Below are 18,076 nucleotides of genomic sequence, written 5' to 3'. Positions count from 1 at the left end.
GAGTGCAAGAGGTGCAAAACTCGAATGTCGCCGCGAACCAAAGACGTTCTCTCGTGATCAGACGCATTTTCCATCCGCTAACGACCATAGTCACCAATTGGGATCTGTTTGCCCGCCTGCTGGTGCGGGATCTTCAAGCCACCGTTCGCGGCAGCATGCTGGGGCTGGCCTGGATCGTCATCAGCCCGCTTGCCATGGTTGCCATCTACACGTTCGTTTTTGGAACCATTCTGGATTCGGCCTGGAAAATCGGTGATCCCAAGCCTCTGGAAGTACCGCTGATCTACCTGACAGGGTTGATCGTGTTCGGCTTTTTCATGGAGGTTCTGCTGCGTGCGCCCGATTACATCCGGACGAACAAAACCTATGTCACGAAAATCGTATTTCCGATCGAGTTGCTGGACTGGGTGCTGGTCGGGGCGGCTGCCGCCAAACTGCTGGTCGGCTTTGCGCTGATCGTGGTTTTCGTCACGCTCGTCACCGGCACGGTTCCATTGGCAGCGCTGCAACTGCCTTTCATCGTTTTGCCCTTTCTCATCCTTTCAACGGGATTGGCCTGGTTCATTTCCGCCCTCGGAACATTCGTGAGGGACGCCGGACATGCCTTGATCGCTTTCGCGCCCGCGCTGATGTTCGTGAGCCCCATATTCTATTCGGTGGAGCAGGTTCCGCAGAGCATACGCTGGATTTACGGCTTCAATCCTCTGACGTTCGTGATCGAATCCTCCCGCGGCATCCTGTTCTTCGAACAGGGCATGACGTTCTCGGCCTATGCGGGTTACTGGTGCGCCGCGCTGATCGTGTTCTTTGCAGGTTATTGGTTCTTCGACAAGGCGCGGCGGGGGTTTGCCGATGTCCTGTGAAGTATCGGTGCAGGCACGGGGACTGCAGAAGCGATACAATCTCTTTGATACCGGTATCGGCGCGCTGAGCGGACTGGTGACCGGCCGCGAAGCGCGCAAACAGCACTGGGCGCTGAGAGACTTTGATCTCGATGCCTCCGCGGGCGACTTCATCGGGATCGTCGGTCGGAACGGCGCCGGAAAATCGACCCTGCTGCAGATCCTTGCCGGCATTTTGACGCCGGACTCCGGTGAGTTGACGGTCAATGGCCGTGTCACCGCGCTTCTGGAACTCGGGGCCGGGTTCAACCCGGACTTCACCGGTTGGGAGAATGTGGAGCTTGGCGCATCGCTTTACGGATTGAGCGCCAGACAGATCGCCGGGCGCATCGATGCCATCAGCGACTTTGCAGGCCTCAACGGGTTCATGGACCGGCCCACCCGCGAATATTCAAGCGGCATGCTGGCCAAACTGGCGTTTTCGGTGTGCTTGCATGTTGACGCTGATATCGTGATCGTCGACGAACTTTTCGGCGTCGGCGATTTTCGCTTCCGGCAGCGGGCGACCCGGCGTCTTCTGGAGTTTTCCAGAAACGGCATTGTCTTCTTCGTGTCGCACAATGAACCGGCGGTGCTCTCGCTGTGCAATCGGGCCATTCTTATCGAAGACGGCAGGAAAGTGCGGGAGGGTTCGACGAAATCGGTCTTCCGTGCGTATCAGCGAACGATCTCGAAACTCAGCACCGAAGGCGAAACCTTCAGGGTCCGTGGCGACGTTTTGGATACTGAACCCAAACGGGCTGGCTCGCGCAAAAGCAAGGAACACCCTGCCGCAGTGTCCGAGCCCGACTTTTACGATCGGGCACCGCCTGCCGATGGCGTCGGGGGAAATTTGATTGCCTCCGTGGAGCTGAAATCACGGCAAGCTGCCGAGGCTCTCGTTTTCGAGGGTGGAGAACGGTTGCGGCTGGCGGTTCACACCGGGGAAATCAATCTCTCCGATGTCTTTGTCGCCGTCTTGCTCAAGGACACTTACGGTCAAACCGTCTGTGCCCGCGATACCCTGGATCTTGTCCGGCAGCAGTCCGCCGATGCGGATCGCCGCACCTTTGGCTTCGAGTTCGATTTTCCCTTGCCTTTGCTCCCGTCCGGCGACTACGCCTTCGACATCGCGATTGGCCGGGAAGACGACCCTGGCACTTGGATCGATTACCGCGAGGCTGCGGTAGAGTTTTCGATTTTGTCCCGGCATATTTCAGACGGACTTGCCAATATCGTCATGGACGACGTGACCATCTGCCGATCGGACGGGTCTTGATGCCTGAGAATTTAGCCATCGAGATCTCCGGGCTTGGCAAGGCCTATGACACCGCGTCGGGACCTGCGCAGCGCTTGTGGAACACAGTCATCCGAGACGGGCGGGTTGGCGCGCTGTGGGCCCTGCGCGATTTCAATCTGGAAATAGCACGCGGAGAATCCGTCGGCATCGTCGGCCTCAACGGATCGGGAAAATCCACTCTCTTGCAACTGATTTGCGGCACCACGCGGCCGACGGCAGGTTCTGTTTCAGTGAATGGCCGGATCGTCGCCATGCTGGAACTTGGTGCCGGTTTCAATCCGGATTTTACCGGTCGGGAGAATGCGCTGCTGAGCGGAATTGCCTATGGGCTCAAAGGCTCGATGGTTCAGGCCCGCATGCACCGGATCGAGGACTTTGCCGACATCGGAGACTATTTCGACCGGCCTGTCCGGGAGTATTCCAGCGGGATGTTCATCCGCCTGGCCTTTGCGGTCTGTGCCAACGTTGATGCGGACATCATGCTGGTCGACGAGGTTCTCAGCGTCGGAGACGCTCTTTTTCAGAAGAAATGCCGCCGCTTCCTCGATGACTTCAGGAAATCGGGCACCGTTCTCTTTGTCTCTCACGACACCAAGCTGGTGAGTTCGGTATGCGACCGGGCGGTCTTGCTGGAAAAGGGGCGGAAGGTCGCCGACGGCCCGGTCGATACGATCTTGAGCCTGTTCACCGGCCCCTCAGCCGAAAACCCGCAGACCAATGCCGCGGATGCCGAAGGGGAACCGGCTGCGATGCGGGAGAACGAGGCGCAGGTCACCACTCCGGGGCCAGATATTGATCCCTATTGGGGCACGCAAAATCACATTCAGGTCGGAGACTTCAATCCCGATGCGTTGCGCCATGGTCATGGCGGCTGCGTGATTACCAATTGCTACTTTTCAGTCGACGAGGGTTTGCCTGCCCGGGAGCTGCACGGTGGTCAACGTGTTACGTTGCATATTGAAGCACAGGCGGAACGGGATGTGGCGCAGCCCATCTTCGGTTTCATTTTCCGAAACGGACGCGGGCAAAATCTTTTCGGCGACAACACCTTCGAGACATACAGGAAGAAACCAGTCAGCCTGAGGCCGGGCGAAAAAGTCACCGCGAAACTGAGGTTTCAGTTCCCCTACCTACCGTCAGGCTCGTTCGGTCTCTCGCCGTCCTTGATCGAAGGAACACAACAAGAGCATAGCCACCTTGATTGGTTGGAAGATGCCTTGATCCTGACGGTCACCAACTCGGAAGTCCGCGGCGGGGAAATCGGGTTTCGTCACTTCGAAATCCGGACCATCGAAGAAGCCGAGCAAGCGGGATAGATGCCCAAGTGAGCCGGTTGTGGCATAACCTTGTCACGAGACGGTTTTGTTGCTGATCTGCCCCGCCGGGAGGCCGGATTGTTCCTTGCGGCCGGTATCTCCAAGTTCCTGTTTGAGCAGACGGTATCGAATATCCTCGAGCAGCAGGCGATTGGCGGCAATGATGTCGCATACGATGCCGACCGTCAGTGAGAGTGCGGCGATCACCGCAAGAGCAACTCCGGCCAGCAACGACTGCACATGGCCGCTTCCGTCACCATTGAAGTAGAAATACATAAATCTCAGCCAGATCAGACCGGCCGTCACACCCAGCAGGGCTGACAGCGCAAGGAAAGATCTGAGAGGTTTGTACAAAAGCAGGATCCGCAAGATCGTCGTCAGCGACCTCCAAACATAGTTGAGATTGCTGCGAACCAACCTGGAGGGCCGGGTGGGAGGATTGACATTGACGGGCACGGAGATCACCGGAATGTTCTTGCGGCCGGCCTGGATGATCGTTTCGAGCGTATATGTGTAGTTCGAATAGACGAACAGCCGGAGGGCGGCATCCCGGTGGATTGCCCGAAATCCGCTGGGCGCATCGGCAATGTCCGTACCGCTTGCCTGGCGGACCACCCAGCTGCCGAACACCTGCAGCACGCGCTTGACGGGCGACATGTGCCTATCGGTTCTGACCGGCCGCGCCCCGATCACCATCTGCGCCTTGCCGTCGAGGATCGGCTGAACCAGATCGGGAATGGAACCGGTGCAATACTGATTGTCTGCGTCCGTGTTGAGGATGACATCCGCCCCCATCCTCAGCGCGGTTTCAATGCCGACCGTAAAGGCCTTGGCCAGGCCCATGTGATAGGGCAGCGATACAATATGAATGCCGCCGTAGTTCCGGGCAATTTCCACCGTTGCGTCCGTTGACCCGTCGTCAACGACCAGAATCTCGACGTCATCAAATCCCGCGACGGTCTTGGGGATTTCGTCCAAGGTGGCCTTGAGAACTTCTTCTTCGTTATGACATGGGATCTGGATCACTAATTTGGTCATTGAGCCCCCGTGTTCGCTTCCGTTTGAAGTCTTACCCGCTGCCGGCACCCCAGACCGCCATTTTAAATCAATTTCTGCAGCCCTCGAAAACGAGATCCGTCAAGCCGATACTCAGACGGCGCGTGTCGTCTCCAAGGCCCAGTTCCTGCATGGATTGCGGGTTTTCAGCATTTATTTCCAGCACCAGGCGGCGCTCATTCACCTCGTGCGGGTCGATAGCCAGCAGCCAGTTGAAAAGGTTGTCCGGCAAACGGCCCTCAAACGTGCGGATCGGTCCTTCGCCCAACCGGACCGAGACACGTCCCTCTGTACGCTGCCCTTTCAGAAACCACTCCCCGCGAAGCCTCAGGCTGCATTCCCCATCGGAATTTTCCGGTATCCTGAATTCGAGCAGGCTCTGCGGACCAACCATCCAAACACCCCACCGCTCGATCTCGCCCCAACCGGACACGAGAAAATCGGCACCCCGGGCATTGCCGAAACTGATGCGGGCTCCGCCTGTCAGTTCGTTCGGAAAATTGAGAGCTTCAGAACTTTCGCCCAAGTACCACAAACGCTGTGAGTGCAATCGTTCGCGATGAACCAAGACTGCGCCGGGGTGCTCATCCTGGAAATCGGGATCGGCGCTGATGACCCACTCGCTGCACAGGCGATCCGGCTGAATGTCTCGTTCCTCCATCAACTGATACTTGAAGAGGAAGAATTTGGTGTTCCAGTGGGACCACGGCGACATATCGGACGTCAGGTGCTGTGTTACGCAGGTTCCGGGTTCGACGTTGGTCTTCATGTATTCAGCGATCCGCCGTTGAGAGTCCCGGCCAAAGGATGACGGGTTCAGGAAACTCACCGCCAGGAAGTAGGACTGCATTGCGAAAAACGCGGCAACCAGGACGGTGCCCCCGATCGTGTGGCGGGCAGAAAGAAGTATGATCGCGGCCGCACATCCCGCCTTCACCAGGAAGACGAAACCAAGGCCGGAGAACGGCTCCATCGACCAATTCAAGCTCATGATGTTGTGCAGGTTGGTTTGCGTGAGCTGACCGTCGGAAATCGCGGTCAGTATCAAGACCAGCACGGTCATCGAGGCAGCAAATGAAATGAGGGCGGTGCGGGCGCCGGACCAGTTGATTTCCAGCAGTCCGATTGCCAGAAACACCGGCAGTACAGCCTCATTGTAGCGGCCATAGATTACGTGATCGACCCTTGTTGCCTCAGCGAGGGAGAACGCGGACATGCCGAGATTTGCGGCCAACAGAACGAGGCCGAATATGCAGAACGCCTGCACCGGAACATGAGGTTCAATCCGCGCACGCGACGCCATCGCCCACACGCCAACGACCAGCAGGCCAAGCGTCGCCGCTACCAGGTAACTCAGTTGCCCCGCACCGGACATCACCAACCGGCCGAGGGCAGACAGAAACGCCTCCGGGCTCAAAAACATCTGCAACTTCGACAACAGATGATAGCTGTCACTGCTGTACCCTGCGGTTTCCGACAAGGAAGCAAGCGTGAGACGGTCCTCGATCTCGTTCGCCAGCCACCAGCCTGCGCTTGCGATGCTGGCCGCGATGGCAAACCAGACGAACAGAGCTCCCGGCCGTCTTGCCCGTAGAAGCATGAACACAGCAAACGCGGCTGAAAGTACCGCCGTTGGAGCGCCGCGCAAATGGACGAGCGCAATCACACCGGTCAAAGCAGCCGAAATCAGAAGCGCGCCCCAGCCCTGACCGTTCGATGTCGCAAGTCGAAAGTTTGCCAGCATCAAGCCCGCCATGACCGAAGCAAAGAGCACTTCCGCCTGGGCTGAGGTCGTATAGGCGAAGCTTGCGGGATAGAAGGAGGCCGCGAGGGCGGCCAGCAGTGCCGCCGGCCAGCGCTGGCCTTCATGTCTCCAGCCGACGAGAAAGCGATAGACAAGCCAGGCGGTCAATGTTGCCAGCGCTGCATTCATGATGAGTACCAGCCGGAAAATGGTTTCCGGTTGGTCGAAAATCAGGAACAGCGGCGCGCTGAGAATTGGAATCCCGATCCCATAAGGGGTGGGACCATGGGTGCTGTAGCCAGCCAACGCAGCGGCCTTCAGCAGGTGCCCTGCTTCATCCGCATGGATCAAGGGGACCGATACGAAGAAGACATAGCCCAGATGCAACAGGCCGAGGCCGGAAAACACAATCAACTCGGATTGTCGTTGGGATCGCCAAAACCTGGTCAAAGTTCCTGCCCGCCCTTTCGAGCCGTGTTCGCTGGACCATCGGCACGTCTTGTGCCGGGAGCCTGCCGGGCAAAACTGGTGTAGTGCCGGAAGAAGGCCCAGCTCGCCATCGAGGCGACGAGCCGGCTTGCGGCCAAGGCAACCGCGGCCGTTTCCGCCCGCCCAGCCATTGCCATCAATAACACCAGGAATGTAAGTGCCCCCATCGCCTCGGCCTGCAACACACGATTGGCACGCCCCAGGGCAAAAAGGCCGAACTGCAGCGGCATCGCCGCCGTCGTCGGAATGGCGGCAATCAGGCACCATTGAACCGCCGGGATCGCCGCGATGTAGTCGGTGCCGAAGGCGAGCCCGATGAACGTTACGTCGCCGATCTTGAAGGTCAGGGACACCAAAGCCGTTATTCCAGCCAGCCCTGCCGCCCAAAGCGTCGTCTGACGCGCAAGGCTTCTCAGTTGACCGTGTTCGACGGCACGGCACTGCTTGGCGTAAAGTGTGTACGTGAGGGGTTCGGCATAAATCCTGACTGCCTGACTGATTTTGACCGCCAGGCCGAACAGGCCGGCGGTCCCGATGCTACCGATGAACCCGACAATTGGCGTTGCGAAGTCGAATGCCAGCTGAGGCAGACCCGTGAGGCCGCCGGAGCGCATGAGCGGGATAAACTCCGGGTGGCTTTCCTTGAATGCCTTGAAAGACGATCGCCCTTGCGAAAGGGCACCCCGTCTGCCGCTTTCCCGGACCGTCAGCAGAAGTCCTCCGGCAGCAGGGACAATCTGCCAAACGAAGAATGAGAAAAGAACGCCGGAATAACCGGCTTCGAGCGACCAGGCAGCGTAAAGCAGTGCAGTCTTCAGCGTGGCACCCAGAAGAACCAGCAGGTACAGCGCCACATGGTGGCCGAACGCCCTCGGCACGGCGGTCGAAAGAAGCTGCGGCTTCACAGGATTTATAAGCACGGTCATAACGACCATAGCGAACAGGATCAGGTTCTCGCCCGACACGAGAAAATGGGCTGATATTGCCCCAGCTATCAGCGCGAGAACAAGCAGCCCCCCGTCGCAAGCAGCCCCGAAATCCAGGATGAACTTCAGATCCCTGGCATTCCCCTGCTCGATCGCTCGTGTGGCCGCGCGCAGGGCTACATTTGCCAGGTTGAGTGTACCGATCCGCACCAGCCCCGCGCCGATCATGAGTGAAACAAGAAAAATGCCCAGTTCTTCAGCGTTCAAAATGCGGGCAACAAGCAGAAACGACAAAAAATCAAGAACTGAAGCGGCGCCGCTCGCCAGGGTGGATAGTCCAACTCTCTTGCTGAAAGTGCTGCCTAAGAATTTGAAAGCGCGCAAACAGGATGCTCCGGCTGGCTCAGGGCCAAACTAAAAAATTTGCAGGTGATCTTAATTCCCCATTTCCCTGCGACTGTGAAGGAATTGCCGCAATTTTTCTACCAGTGTCGCGTGACTGGATTTGCCGTGTGACGTCTCTGTCGACGCCTCAGGTCCTGGATTCTGATCGTCGCGGGGTCTGAAGGACCAGTCTTCACGCTTTCGACGTGTTCAACGATTTCCCGACACATGTCTTTTCAACTCTCTTTGGTGTCAGGTCTGAAAATGTGGTAAGCGCCAGCAAAACATTATCGGGAATGAACCATTGAGCGAACTGACCGTAGCAGAAGCAACGACCCGCGTTTATGAATCTCTCCAGGCGGACAATGCGGATATCGACCTGCATATCGCAGCACTCAAGGCGGCGTTGAAGCGTGAGGGCTTGAAAGAGGTTGTTCTGGAACCGGCCAGGCTCGTGCAAAACAACCGGTCTGGCCGCAAGCTGCTGCAGGCCTATTTTCGCCAACGCGGCGTGACGGTCAAATTCGCGTCGTCGTAACCCAGCGCTGCCGGCAATCTGCCCGCAGCCCTCACTAGCTCGAAAACAACAAAGTCACCGGACGCATCTGATCAGCCTGGTGCAGCAGCTTTGCCGGCAGCATCAGGCCCGCAATCGGAACATCCACCCGAGGCGCATTAAACGCTCAAGTCCTGCCCCTCTGGGAGTTCAAAGCGGATGACGGCCGATTGGCACGACCGCCAACTGATTGCTCAATGGGCGGCCGTACCGTTCAGCCTTCTTTTGCTTCGGCTCCAGCCTCACTCGAAAACGGCACTGCTCTTTGCCTGTTGTTTCAGGTGTGCTTTCTCGGCCTGCCGTGCACTGCTCCTGAACACGAAACGTTTTGCGACCAGCGAAATCGCGAACACGAAAAGCATAAGTGTCGCGATGAAGATCATCATTGACCCAATGCGATCAGGAAGCTCGCCTTGCGAGAGGAGAAGCAATAGGAACAACCCTCCCAGAACCAGGGAAATCGCAACTTCGACAAGTGTCATCTGAAATGCCGCACTCCAGGCAAATCCACTGTCGGGAACGATTTCATAGGTCTTGTAAAACCGTTGCCCGGCGTCGCTTGCGGCTGCGTATACTGCAATAATCTGGTTTATCGTGCCGCTCACATTGATACCGGTGAAATACTCCAGAAGGGTCGTGACGATTGCCATCGCAAACAATGAGACGGTGAAAACAACCGCAAATCTGACCAGTCCAACACTTTGCTGCATGAAATCCCTCAAATGCTCCAACAAGATCATCGCGCCTGAGTGCAACCGCACCCAAACACGCACATCCGCAAACAGGCATTTTCAACGCGAAACGTCTCACGGCTGCGCGATAGGTCTTAGCCAGTCAAATCTTAAGTTGTAATTTCCGGAAATGTATTTTTTTGAGATATGTGAGCATCCAGTGGAGATCTCTCGGTGCGTTGCTACTGAAACCAGCCTATTCTGGTCAAACAGGCTTCACCGTCGCGCAGGCGCGAAACCATCCGCCGCTGGCACTTTACGGAACAAATTCCGCTATGCTGCGTTCCCCAGCGGGATCACGCCGCAAGGTCCCACCGCGCCAAAGGGCGTTTCTTGCGATGGACTTGCGGGAGACGATCGCCTTGCGGGCCGTTTAGCTCTGCGCTTGCCGCCCCGGACGCTGGGGGAGCAAGCGCATATTCCGTCAGATGAGGCCTGTACATGCCGGATACTCCGACCTTTCAGACCAAATGCCACGCCTGTCCTCTGCGGCAGAAAAAGGTGTTTCGTTCCCTCGAAGAGCGGGAGCTGGATTTTGTTGCGACTTTCAAGACCGGCGAGCTGACGGTCGAGGCAGGCGCCACAATCGTTCTGGAGCAGAACAAGAGTCCGCACCTTTACACGATCCTCGAAGGCTGGGCCTTCCGGCACAAGACATTGCCGGACGGTCGCCGCCAGGTGTTGAATTTTGCCCTGCCCGGCGATCTTGTCGGCCTTCAGCTTGCGATCCTCAACGAAATGCAGCACACGGTGACAGCCCTGACCGACACCAAGCTGTGCGTCTTCCAAAGGGACAAGGTCTGGTCGGTCTTCAAGGAGTATCCGTCGCTCGCCTATTCCATGACCTGGATGGCCTCGCGCGAGGAACAGATGCTCGACGGACATCTGCTCAGCCTTGGACGACGGACGGCGGTGGAGCGGCTGGCCGCTCTCCTGCTTCATCTCTACGATCGGGCAGAGTCAGTCGGCTATGCCGGCAACCTGACCCTCGACGCCCCGTTTTCCCAGAACCACCTCTCAGATACGCTCGGGATCACCACAGTACATACCAGCCGCACGTTGAAGAAGCTTCAGGACCGGCAGCTGATCAAATGGGCGAAGGACAGGATCCAGATCCTGGACAGGGATGCGCTTGTCAAGATTGCGTCTTATGAGCGTGACGACAGCCAGCAGCGGCCGTTGATCTGAACAAGGTCAACGATCATGTGAAGAGCAGAAGGTTGCTCAAATCAGAGCACCGATCTGCTCCTTTGTGTAGGGCTTGCTGAGGACCGCCCGCCCCTGAAACTGATCCCGCAGGGTTTCAAGGTCGCTGTAACCGCTGGCAAACGCGAAATTTGTCCCGCGCGCCAGAAGCTGGCGGGCGAATTCCAGGCTGGTCTCGTCGCCGAGACGGAAATCCAGGATCACGAAACTGAACAGCCGGGCAGCCAGTGTCTCAAGGCCGCCGGTCAGATTGCCCAGGGTTTCCACGGGCGAGAACCCGAGCTCCTCCAGCATCGCCTGTGTATCCAGTGCGATGATCGGATTGTCCTCGACCACGAGGGCGGGACCGCGCGAAGCTGGCGCAGCAGCGGTGCTTTCGGTTGTCATGAGGGTGCTCGCCGACATTCGGGTGTCTGCCGCACCATGACATGAAGAACGCCGGACCGCATTAACATAAGTTATCCGCGCGCCGGAATTTTCATTTTCCTTCAGATATTTCCATCCGGTCCCGGCGGAGGTGAAACCTTTTCTTAACCCGGGCGTTTACTTGGCGGAGGTACTGATATGCTGAGCCGAAACAAACGCATTCTGACCGCCGGAACTCCGGCTATCGCAGCCGCGGTTATCCTGGCGGCGACCCTTGCCACCACTGAACTTCTGAGCGGCAATGCTGCTGACGCCGAGCCGGTGGAACCGGTCGCAGCTGCCCCGGCCAGCGACATGCCGGAGCAGTCGACCAAGGGTGACCTGAAGGTGGATCTCGCCGACGTCAATAGCCGGCCGATGCGTTGCGTCTCCGGCGACGGCGTCACGACTTGCACGGGGTGGCCGATTACCCCTGGAATGCTTGCCCTTCGCGCCGAATAGGGACGCTCAAAGGTGCCGTGAAAAGAGAAATCATGATTGTTCCCCAGTAAAAGCCGCCTCACCCGGGCGGCTTTTGTTTTGTCATTCTCCGCGCTGTCAGGACGAGAAGATGATGGCACGAGACGCTCCACGGCAACAACACGCAAGCGGCATTTCTGGGCGTGCCATCGTGTGCATTACTCACTCGGCCGGCTTGTTCAGGATCTCGACTATGGTGTAGGCGACCAGCAGCAGCGGAACGGCGACGAAGCCACCGACGGGACCCCAGAGCCAGATCCAGAAGGCAATTGCCAGAAAAACGACAAAGGGGTTGAGCGTCATCGTCCGGCCGAGCACGGTCGGGGTCACGAACTGTGCCTCGATGAGGTTGATGGCGAGATAGGCAAGCGGCGGTGTCAGGATCTCCAGGGCCGTATAACCGGTCGCAAGTCCGATGGCGGTCATGACCAGCACCATGATCGCCGGACCGAGATAGACGACATAATTGAGCAGCCCCGCAAGCATGCCCCAAAGCAACGGCGACGGCACCCCCAGAAGCCACATGGCAAGCGCCACGGCAACGCCCAATCCCAGATTGATCAGACTGATCGAAACCAGATAGGTGGACAGCCGCGCCTCGATGGTCCGGAACGCGGTGGCGATGCAACGCCGGCTCTCGCGGTCCTCGGCTAGCCGCATAGCGGAAAGGCGCAAGTAAGGACGGGTTAGCAGGAAGAAATAGAGGCTCGCAAGGAACAGGACCACCTGGGCCATGAAGGCCGGTGCGAAATAGAACACGCTTTCAACGGCGGAATTGTCTTCAACGCTCACCTGCATGGTGCCCTTCTGCCCCATGGCATTGCGCAGGTCTTCCTGAAGGCTGGCAACTGATGAGAAAAAACCCTGCCAGCTCACGAGCTGCGCCTGCAGCCGTGCCCAGATCAGCGGCAAGCGGTCCAGCCAGTCCGACAGCGGCACAACAAATGCTGCCCCCGCCGTCAGGATAAAGCCGACGAAGAGGAGTACCATCACCCCTGCAGACAACCACGAGGGTACGCCGATCCGCCCCAGCCGTTCCGATGGCGGCCCGAAGATCATACCGACTACGATGGACAGGCAGACGGGCGCGAAGACCACCTGGGCGATATCGAGCGCTGCGATCACAACGATGGCGCAAAGCAGCAGGACAGCCATCCGCAGCACCGGGTCGAGCGTAATCGCCTGGGGCTGCGGCATAGGGAGCGTGGTCGGAACCACGGGACCGGGGGGTGTTTCGGGCTGCGCTGTCATGACCAACTCCGGGCGTTAAAGGCGCACGAAGGCCCGGATGGCTTATCCGGACTCTTCGTCTCCAAGTCCCTGGCTTGCAAGAAGCGCGAGGCCGCCCAGGGCGGCAGCCACGAGAAGTCCCTTGGATTTGGTGAGTTGCGGCAGCACCGAGAGGGCGGCCGCGATTGTCAGTCTCTGCGCCGCCTGTTGCCTGAGCCGCCGCCGTCTGTCGCGATGTTTCAGAAAGGCCAGCACCGAAACGAACAGCAGTCCGGCCAGGATCATGCCCCCCGCGATGATCAGGGCGGCGATCGCCGGGCCGTAGACCGGGGCGAGTGCCGCCCCAACCGCAACGATGGCGGCGACATAGGCGGTGGCGAAACAAAGGCCCGCAAGGGCGGTCAGCAAGGCATTGCGCCGCAGACGATGGACAACGCCGCGCACTTCGCGCGCGGCAGTTCCAAGGCCCAGCGGAAGGGTGCGCAATAGCATCAGCGGCGCACCAGCGCGGCAATCAGGAAACCTATACCGGCGGCGATGCCGAGAGACTGCAACGGCCGGCGGCGGATCTCGGAAACCAGTGCACGCTCATAGGTTTGAAGTTCCGCCGTCAGATCGTTGAGTGCGTCCTGGGACATCTTCGTCAGGTCCTGACCTGCAGCAGTTGCCTTGGCCTTCACCTCGTCCGTCTTGCCGGCACCGTATTTTTTCAGGCTGCCGGCCAACGCTGCGATGTCGCCACGGATCCGCTCGATATCCTCTTCGATATCGCGGGCGCTCACAGTGTCATTGGCGGGCTGGGCGGCTGTCGCCGAGGCGGTCTTGGCAGTTGCCATTTTTCGCTCCTGTGTCTGGCAGCGCCACTCCATGGGGCGCGATCAGTTGAATGGGTTGAGCCTGGCCATGCAGGCTTGCTGAACCGCGTGAGGCAACCCGCGGCTCGCCGGGTAAACGGCTCGCTTGTGAATTGGTTCCAGCGAGGTTGGAAAAGTCCTGTTCACGGATCTCAGCTCGCGGCGGACATCCGGCAAACTTGCCAAAATCATGGAACCGAGGCCGGACTGAGGAATTTTCTAGGGGAAGCGTCCGGTGTTTCTCCTGTCTTGCACGACGGACACCGGAGCGGAAACAGCACGCGACAGAGGAAAGGAAAGACAATGTCGAAACAGACAGTCCTCAACATCGAAACCCCGAAGGTCGACGCGATCAGGACAGGTATCGCCGACGATGTGCGCCGGCAGCTGGCGCTGCATCTCTCGGTCCTTCTGGCTGAGACATACATGCTGACCGTCAAGTCGCATCTTTACCACTGGAACGTGGTCGGGCCGCTTTTCAAGTCGATCCACGATCTTACCGAAGAGCACTACGAGAACCTCTTCGCGGCGACCGACGACCTCGCAGAACGCATTCGCGCGCTCGGCCACCGGGCGCCGGTCAATGTTGATGATGGCAAGCTGACCCTGACAATCGCCCTGCCCGCCGGCGGTATGCCGTCGGCCGAGGACATGATCGAGGATCTCGTGCAGAGCCATGAAATTCTCGCCGCAGAGATGCGCGACATGGCAGCTTATGCCGGCGACAACAACGATCCGGTGACCGAGGACTTGCTGACGCAGCGCATTACCTTCCACGACAAGGCCGCCTGGATGCTGCGGGCCTTGAAAACAAGCTAATTGGGAACAGGCGAGGAAACCGGGTCGTCCGCCCTTTGGCGGACCACCCGCTCCGAAGATGAACCAATGACAGACCTGTGCGAAACCATGATCAGCATACCGAAGCGATTTGTCGGCTTCCGGTCTGCCACGAGCGTGCTGGAAGATCGGTCCCTGTCACGCAGGCAAAAGCAAAACGCGTTGCTGGCCTGGCGCGCAAGGTTGCGCAAGGTACCGCAACCGGTCACTGCTGGTGAAGATCTGGAAGAGTTGATTGAAGAGATCGACGAAGCCTTGAGGGTTCTCAACGACGTCGACGACGCGCGCTGAAAGACCATTCCGTTTCTCATTTGCCGTGGTGCCCGGCCCCTGAAAGTTAGCCGGACACCTCTTTAAGCGGGAATTCGATGACGCAGCGGACGCCCCCGGCGGCAAAGTTCATTGTGACCTCGCCCCCCAGTGCCGGGCCGACCAGACGCTCAAGCATCATTCGCCCAAATCCGTTGCGTTGTGGCGGGGCAACGTCCGGGCCGCCGCTTTCCTGCCAGATCAACTGCAGACGGTCACCGACCATTTTCCACGAAACCGACAATCTGCCGTCGAGTACGGAAAGTGCCCCGTATTTGGCGGCATTCGTCGTTAGTTCATGCAGCGCCAAACCGAGATTCTGCGCCGCTTCAGCGGTGACCGCGTGAGGCTCACCGGAGATTGAGATCTGTGGACTGTCCGGCTCGATCGACTGGGCCAGATGCGCCAGCACAAGCTCCTCCAGGTCCGCGCCATACCAGGACTGCGACACCAGGAGGTCGTGACTGGCTGCCATGGCCTGCAACCTTGCCGAAAAGCTGTCGACGAATTCTTCTGTCGAATCCGACCTGGCAGCGGTCTGGCGCGCCATCGCCTGGATGACGGCGAGAAGGTTCTTCGACCGGTGCGTCAGCTCACGCATCACCAGGCGCATCTGCCGCTCGTTTTCCCGCTCATGGGTAAGATCAATGGATATCCCGATGAGCCCGGTAATCCGGCCATCGTCGTCGCGCGCCGCTTCCATACGCATGTTGTAGCTGCGCAGAACCCCGCCCATTTCCATGTCAAATTCGATCACTGTGCTGTCGCCGGTTGCCAGCACCTGCTTTTTCGCCGGTACGATTTTCAACTGGTCTTCTTCGGGAAACAGCTCCGCATCACTCTTGCCGATGAAGAAGGAGGGCTCGAACCCGGGGGACGGATTGACCACGTCGACATATTTCAGGCCGAGGTCCTGTTCGAACACCGTGGTCAGCGATCCGGCAAGCGCCTTTTCGAAGCGCCGGTTCGCCTCGGCCAGTTGACCGGCCAACGAGGCAAGCCGGATCTCGTAGAGGTTCTGTTCGGTCATGTCGATCGCGGTGCACAGCACACCATCGACCTTGCCATCCGGTGTCCTGGTCGGATTGACGATCAGATCGAGGAACGTGGTGCCGGTCTCCTCCGTCTCGACTGCGAAATAGGTGGAAGCCGGTTCGCCGGTTTCAATGACCTGACGCTTCACGACATTCAATTCCTCTGCCGTGTCTTCGCTCAGGAATTCCATATCGCTACGGCCAATCATGTCCGCTGCGGCCACGCCGAAACGCGGATTGTGGATCCAGGTGTATCGCAGCGCCCGGTCCTGCGTGAACACCGAGATATTTGAGCCGGTCAATGCGGTCTCGAAGCGCTCGTTTATCCTCTCGATCTCGATCCGGCTTCGGCCGACGGCATCGCTCAGCTCCATGTTCTCCACCGTGAGCAAGTCGTTGGCCCGTTCCAGATCCTTGAGCGAAGGGATCGCCAGCATTTTCGGCTGTAATTTCCAGACCACCAGCGCGGTCGCGACCGAGATGATTGCCGTTGCCGCCTTGACCAGGCCCTGCGCACCGTAGACCGGCCACCACAGGGTCAAAAGCGCGGTCAGATGGGTGATCGCGCAAGCCAGGATAAAAGCGATGAACAGATAGCCTATCTTGCGCGAATTGCCCTGAATGTCCGGCCGCTTTCGCAGGAAATTCAGAATTATCAGGGGAATGGCGACATAAGCCAGCGCGATCAGGCCATCGGATATGGCGTGCATCGCGACCAGATCCGGCCGCCACAGCAGGCAATACCCATGGGGCATGAAAGACGCCGCCCCGAAGAGGTAGCTCAGGATATCAGACACGTTTTACCGGCTCCGTCATCCGCGGTCGGAAGAGTTTTTATGAGACGCCGCATGCCGCAGCAGCTTGAAGAAAGGGCCTTCGGATAACGGCCGCATTTCCGGTTCGAAGTGCACACAAATCCGGCTTTCCCCGGAACCTTCGATATCCAATTTCGTTTTCCTGATGTCACAACGACAAGGAGAGTACGACCAATGAATTGGGACCAGATTGAAGGCAATTGGAAGGAATTCAAGGGCAAGGCCCAGACCCAGTGGGGCAAGCTTACCAACGACGAAGTTGACCAGGTTGCCGGACGCCGGACCGAACTCGCCGGTCTGATCCAGCAGAAATACGGCAAGACCCGTGAGGAAGCCGAGAAAGAAATCGACACCTGGATGTCGCGACACTGACGGAACGAGGCGGGCGAGTCCCGCCTCCCCTTCCTGGCCAGAAACCGCCTATCAAGCTGTGGCAAAGGAAGAAGTGGAGGCCTCGATAAACGCGCGGACCCGCCAAAACAGGACCGCGCTTCGTTCTTGTAAAACATCGCCCCCACATCGCCGGCTGCAGCGCCGCCTAAGCGGCCACTGCGTCGGAGCCCTTGAAGAACAGCGCCTGGCTGATGCCCGCTTTCACTGTGTTCGGATTGAACGGCTTGGTGATCAGGAAGGTCGGCTCCGGCCGTTCGCCTGTCAGAAGACGCTCCGGGAAGGACGTAATGAAAATGACCGGCACACTCATCTCGGCCAGGATCTCCTTGACTGCATCGATCCCCGAAGAGCCATCCGCAAGTTGGATATCGGCCAGCACAAGGCCTGGTGCCTGTGCTTTGGCCGCTGCGATCGCATCGCTTGCGGTACGCGCAACGCCGGTGACGCCATGCCCGAGAGATTCCACAATCTGGGTAAGATCCATGGAAATGAGGGGCTCGTCCTCGATGATCAGGACATTTGTCCGCGTCTGGCGGTCGATTTCGGCAATCGCATCTTCGATAAGCTGCGTGACCAGATCCTCGCTGCGCCCGATGATCCTCGCGGTATCGCCGATCGAGAACCCTTCGAGCGTCGACAGCAGCAGGGTCTGCCGGCTTTCCGGTGCCATCGACGCCAGCCGCTGCTGCGCGGTCTGTTCGAAGATGGAGGCCGTGCCGTCCTGGCCAAGCGGCGGGACGACGCTTGCGTTCCAGAGAACGTGGAAGAGACGATAGAGGCCGATCTTAACACCATCCGATGTGTCGATGATGGTCTGGTCCGCGACCAGCGCCTGCAGACAGGCGCGGACATAGGCGTCTCCGCTCTTCTGGCTTCCCGCGAGAGCGCGCGCATAGCGGCGCAGGTAAGGAAGAAGAGGCGCGATTTCCTGGGAAAGGCTTACGGACATTCAACAATTCCTCAATCTATCGCCGCTTGTCGGCGGCATGACAATGAGGCCACAAGAGACCTCACGTGAATTGGAAATGCGCGTGGCAAAAAAAAGTTCCATACTTGCGGAACTTTTTTTTTGCCGCTGCGTTTAGCTCTCAACCGCGAGACTGTGCATACCAAAAAATCAGGAAGTTGCC

General features: G+C 58.6%; 19 protein-coding genes. 9 read left to right on the top strand and 10 right to left on the bottom strand.

The window, feature by feature from the left end; all coding sequences use genetic code 11:
- Positions 1 to 53: 53 nt before the first annotated feature.
- From ACX3M4_RS25005 to ACX3M4_RS24995, 3 genes are read left to right on the top strand one after another with little or no spacing between them, the layout of a single operon-like run.
- Positions 54 to 863, top strand: a complete 810-nt coding sequence (locus tag ACX3M4_RS25005; RefSeq protein ID WP_459355685.1) for an ABC transporter permease — start codon at positions 54 to 56, stop codon at positions 861 to 863.
- Entirely contained in the window at positions 853 to 2,160 is a 1,308-nt protein-coding gene (locus tag ACX3M4_RS25000) for an ABC transporter ATP-binding protein (RefSeq protein WP_459355684.1), read from the top strand. Before ACX3M4_RS25005 ends, ACX3M4_RS25000 begins: the two co-directional genes overlap by 11 nt.
- Positions 2,160 to 3,497 (top strand): ABC transporter ATP-binding protein, encoded by a 1,338-nt coding sequence (locus tag ACX3M4_RS24995; protein WP_459355683.1) that lies wholly within the window; start codon positions 2,160 to 2,162, stop codon positions 3,495 to 3,497. Before ACX3M4_RS25000 ends, ACX3M4_RS24995 begins: the two co-directional genes overlap by 1 nt.
- 33 nt (positions 3,498 to 3,530) lie before the next feature.
- Here the strand turns inward: ACX3M4_RS24995 and ACX3M4_RS24990 are convergent, their stop codons facing one another.
- From ACX3M4_RS24990 to ACX3M4_RS24980, 3 genes are all read right to left on the bottom strand, one after another.
- Entirely contained in the window at positions 3,531 to 4,535 is a 1,005-nt protein-coding gene (locus ACX3M4_RS24990) for a glycosyltransferase family 2 protein (protein ID WP_459355682.1), read from the bottom strand.
- Between the two features lie 67 nt (positions 4,536 to 4,602).
- Positions 4,603 to 6,711, bottom strand: coding sequence for a hypothetical protein (locus tag ACX3M4_RS24985; RefSeq protein ID WP_459355681.1), 2,109 nt, complete (start codon positions 6,709 to 6,711; stop codon positions 4,603 to 4,605).
- A 32-nt stretch (positions 6,712 to 6,743) separates the two neighbouring features.
- Complete coding sequence (locus tag ACX3M4_RS24980) at positions 6,744 to 8,096, bottom strand: lipopolysaccharide biosynthesis protein (protein ID WP_459355680.1); 1,353 nt, start codon at positions 8,094 to 8,096, stop codon at positions 6,744 to 6,746.
- Between the two features lie 304 nt (positions 8,097 to 8,400).
- Here ACX3M4_RS24980 and ACX3M4_RS24975 point away from each other — a divergent pair, with 304 nt between their 5' ends.
- A complete protein-coding gene (locus tag ACX3M4_RS24975; protein WP_459355679.1) occupies positions 8,401 to 8,634 on the top strand; it encodes a hypothetical protein in 234 nt (77 codons plus the stop codon).
- A gap of 260 nt (positions 8,635 to 8,894) precedes the next feature.
- On the opposite strand, the gene ACX3M4_RS24970 is transcribed toward ACX3M4_RS24975, so the two are convergent.
- A complete protein-coding gene (locus tag ACX3M4_RS24970; RefSeq protein WP_459355678.1) occupies positions 8,895 to 9,362 on the bottom strand; it encodes an ABZJ_00895 family protein in 468 nt (155 codons plus the stop codon).
- Between the two features lie 462 nt (positions 9,363 to 9,824).
- On the opposite strand from ACX3M4_RS24970, the gene ACX3M4_RS24965 reads away from it, so the two are divergent.
- Positions 9,825 to 10,571 (top strand): Crp/Fnr family transcriptional regulator, encoded by a 747-nt coding sequence (locus ACX3M4_RS24965; RefSeq protein WP_459355677.1) that lies wholly within the window; start codon positions 9,825 to 9,827, stop codon positions 10,569 to 10,571.
- A gap of 36 nt (positions 10,572 to 10,607) precedes the next feature.
- On the opposite strand, the gene ACX3M4_RS24960 is transcribed toward ACX3M4_RS24965, so the two are convergent.
- The gene (locus ACX3M4_RS24960; RefSeq protein ID WP_459355676.1) at positions 10,608 to 10,976 is read right to left on the bottom strand and encodes a response regulator; all 369 of its coding nucleotides are present in this window, start codon (positions 10,974 to 10,976) and stop codon (positions 10,608 to 10,610) included.
- Positions 10,977 to 11,153: 177 nt separating this feature from the next.
- On the opposite strand from ACX3M4_RS24960, the gene ACX3M4_RS24955 reads away from it, so the two are divergent.
- The gene (locus ACX3M4_RS24955; RefSeq protein ID WP_459355675.1) at positions 11,154 to 11,456 is read left to right on the top strand and encodes a hypothetical protein; all 303 of its coding nucleotides are present in this window, start codon (positions 11,154 to 11,156) and stop codon (positions 11,454 to 11,456) included.
- Between the two features lie 180 nt (positions 11,457 to 11,636).
- Here the strand turns inward: ACX3M4_RS24955 and ACX3M4_RS24950 are convergent, their stop codons facing one another.
- From ACX3M4_RS24950 to ACX3M4_RS24940, 3 genes are read right to left on the bottom strand one after another with little or no spacing between them, the layout of a single operon-like run.
- The gene (locus ACX3M4_RS24950) at positions 11,637 to 12,725 is read right to left on the bottom strand and encodes an AI-2E family transporter (RefSeq protein ID WP_459355674.1); all 1,089 of its coding nucleotides are present in this window, start codon (positions 12,723 to 12,725) and stop codon (positions 11,637 to 11,639) included.
- Positions 12,726 to 12,767: 42 nt separating this feature from the next.
- A complete protein-coding gene (locus ACX3M4_RS24945) occupies positions 12,768 to 13,196 on the bottom strand; it encodes a hypothetical protein (protein ID WP_459355673.1) in 429 nt (142 codons plus the stop codon).
- Positions 13,196 to 13,540, bottom strand: a complete 345-nt coding sequence (locus ACX3M4_RS24940; RefSeq protein ID WP_459355672.1) for a DUF883 family protein — start codon at positions 13,538 to 13,540, stop codon at positions 13,196 to 13,198. Before ACX3M4_RS24940 ends, ACX3M4_RS24945 begins: the two co-directional genes overlap by 1 nt.
- Before the next feature lie 321 nt (positions 13,541 to 13,861).
- Between ACX3M4_RS24940 and ACX3M4_RS24935 the strand changes: the two genes are divergently transcribed.
- Positions 13,862 to 14,377 (top strand): Dps family protein, encoded by a 516-nt coding sequence (locus tag ACX3M4_RS24935; RefSeq protein WP_459355671.1) that lies wholly within the window; start codon positions 13,862 to 13,864, stop codon positions 14,375 to 14,377.
- A gap of 66 nt (positions 14,378 to 14,443) precedes the next feature.
- Positions 14,444 to 14,686: a hypothetical protein gene (locus ACX3M4_RS24930; RefSeq protein ID WP_459355670.1), complete on the top strand. Its 243-nt coding sequence runs from the start codon at positions 14,444 to 14,446 to the stop codon at positions 14,684 to 14,686.
- Positions 14,687 to 14,732: 46 nt separating this feature from the next.
- Here the strand turns inward: ACX3M4_RS24930 and ACX3M4_RS24925 are convergent, their stop codons facing one another.
- On the bottom strand, positions 14,733 to 16,535 hold the full coding sequence (locus tag ACX3M4_RS24925; protein ID WP_459355669.1) for a sensor histidine kinase: 1,803 nt from the start codon (positions 16,533 to 16,535) through the stop codon (positions 14,733 to 14,735).
- A 192-nt stretch (positions 16,536 to 16,727) separates the two neighbouring features.
- Here ACX3M4_RS24925 and ACX3M4_RS24920 point away from each other — a divergent pair, with 192 nt between their 5' ends.
- The gene (locus ACX3M4_RS24920; protein WP_459355668.1) at positions 16,728 to 16,925 is read left to right on the top strand and encodes a CsbD family protein; all 198 of its coding nucleotides are present in this window, start codon (positions 16,728 to 16,730) and stop codon (positions 16,923 to 16,925) included.
- Between the two features lie 166 nt (positions 16,926 to 17,091).
- Here the strand turns inward: ACX3M4_RS24920 and ACX3M4_RS24915 are convergent, their stop codons facing one another.
- Complete coding sequence (locus ACX3M4_RS24915; protein WP_459355667.1) at positions 17,092 to 17,895, bottom strand: response regulator; 804 nt, start codon at positions 17,893 to 17,895, stop codon at positions 17,092 to 17,094.
- Positions 17,896 to 18,076: the final 181 nt, after the last annotated feature.

The organism is Roseibium sp. M-1 (assembly GCF_054515675.1).
Note: the sequence above shows the minus strand (reverse complement) of the source record. Positions and strands in the feature narration are given on the sequence as shown.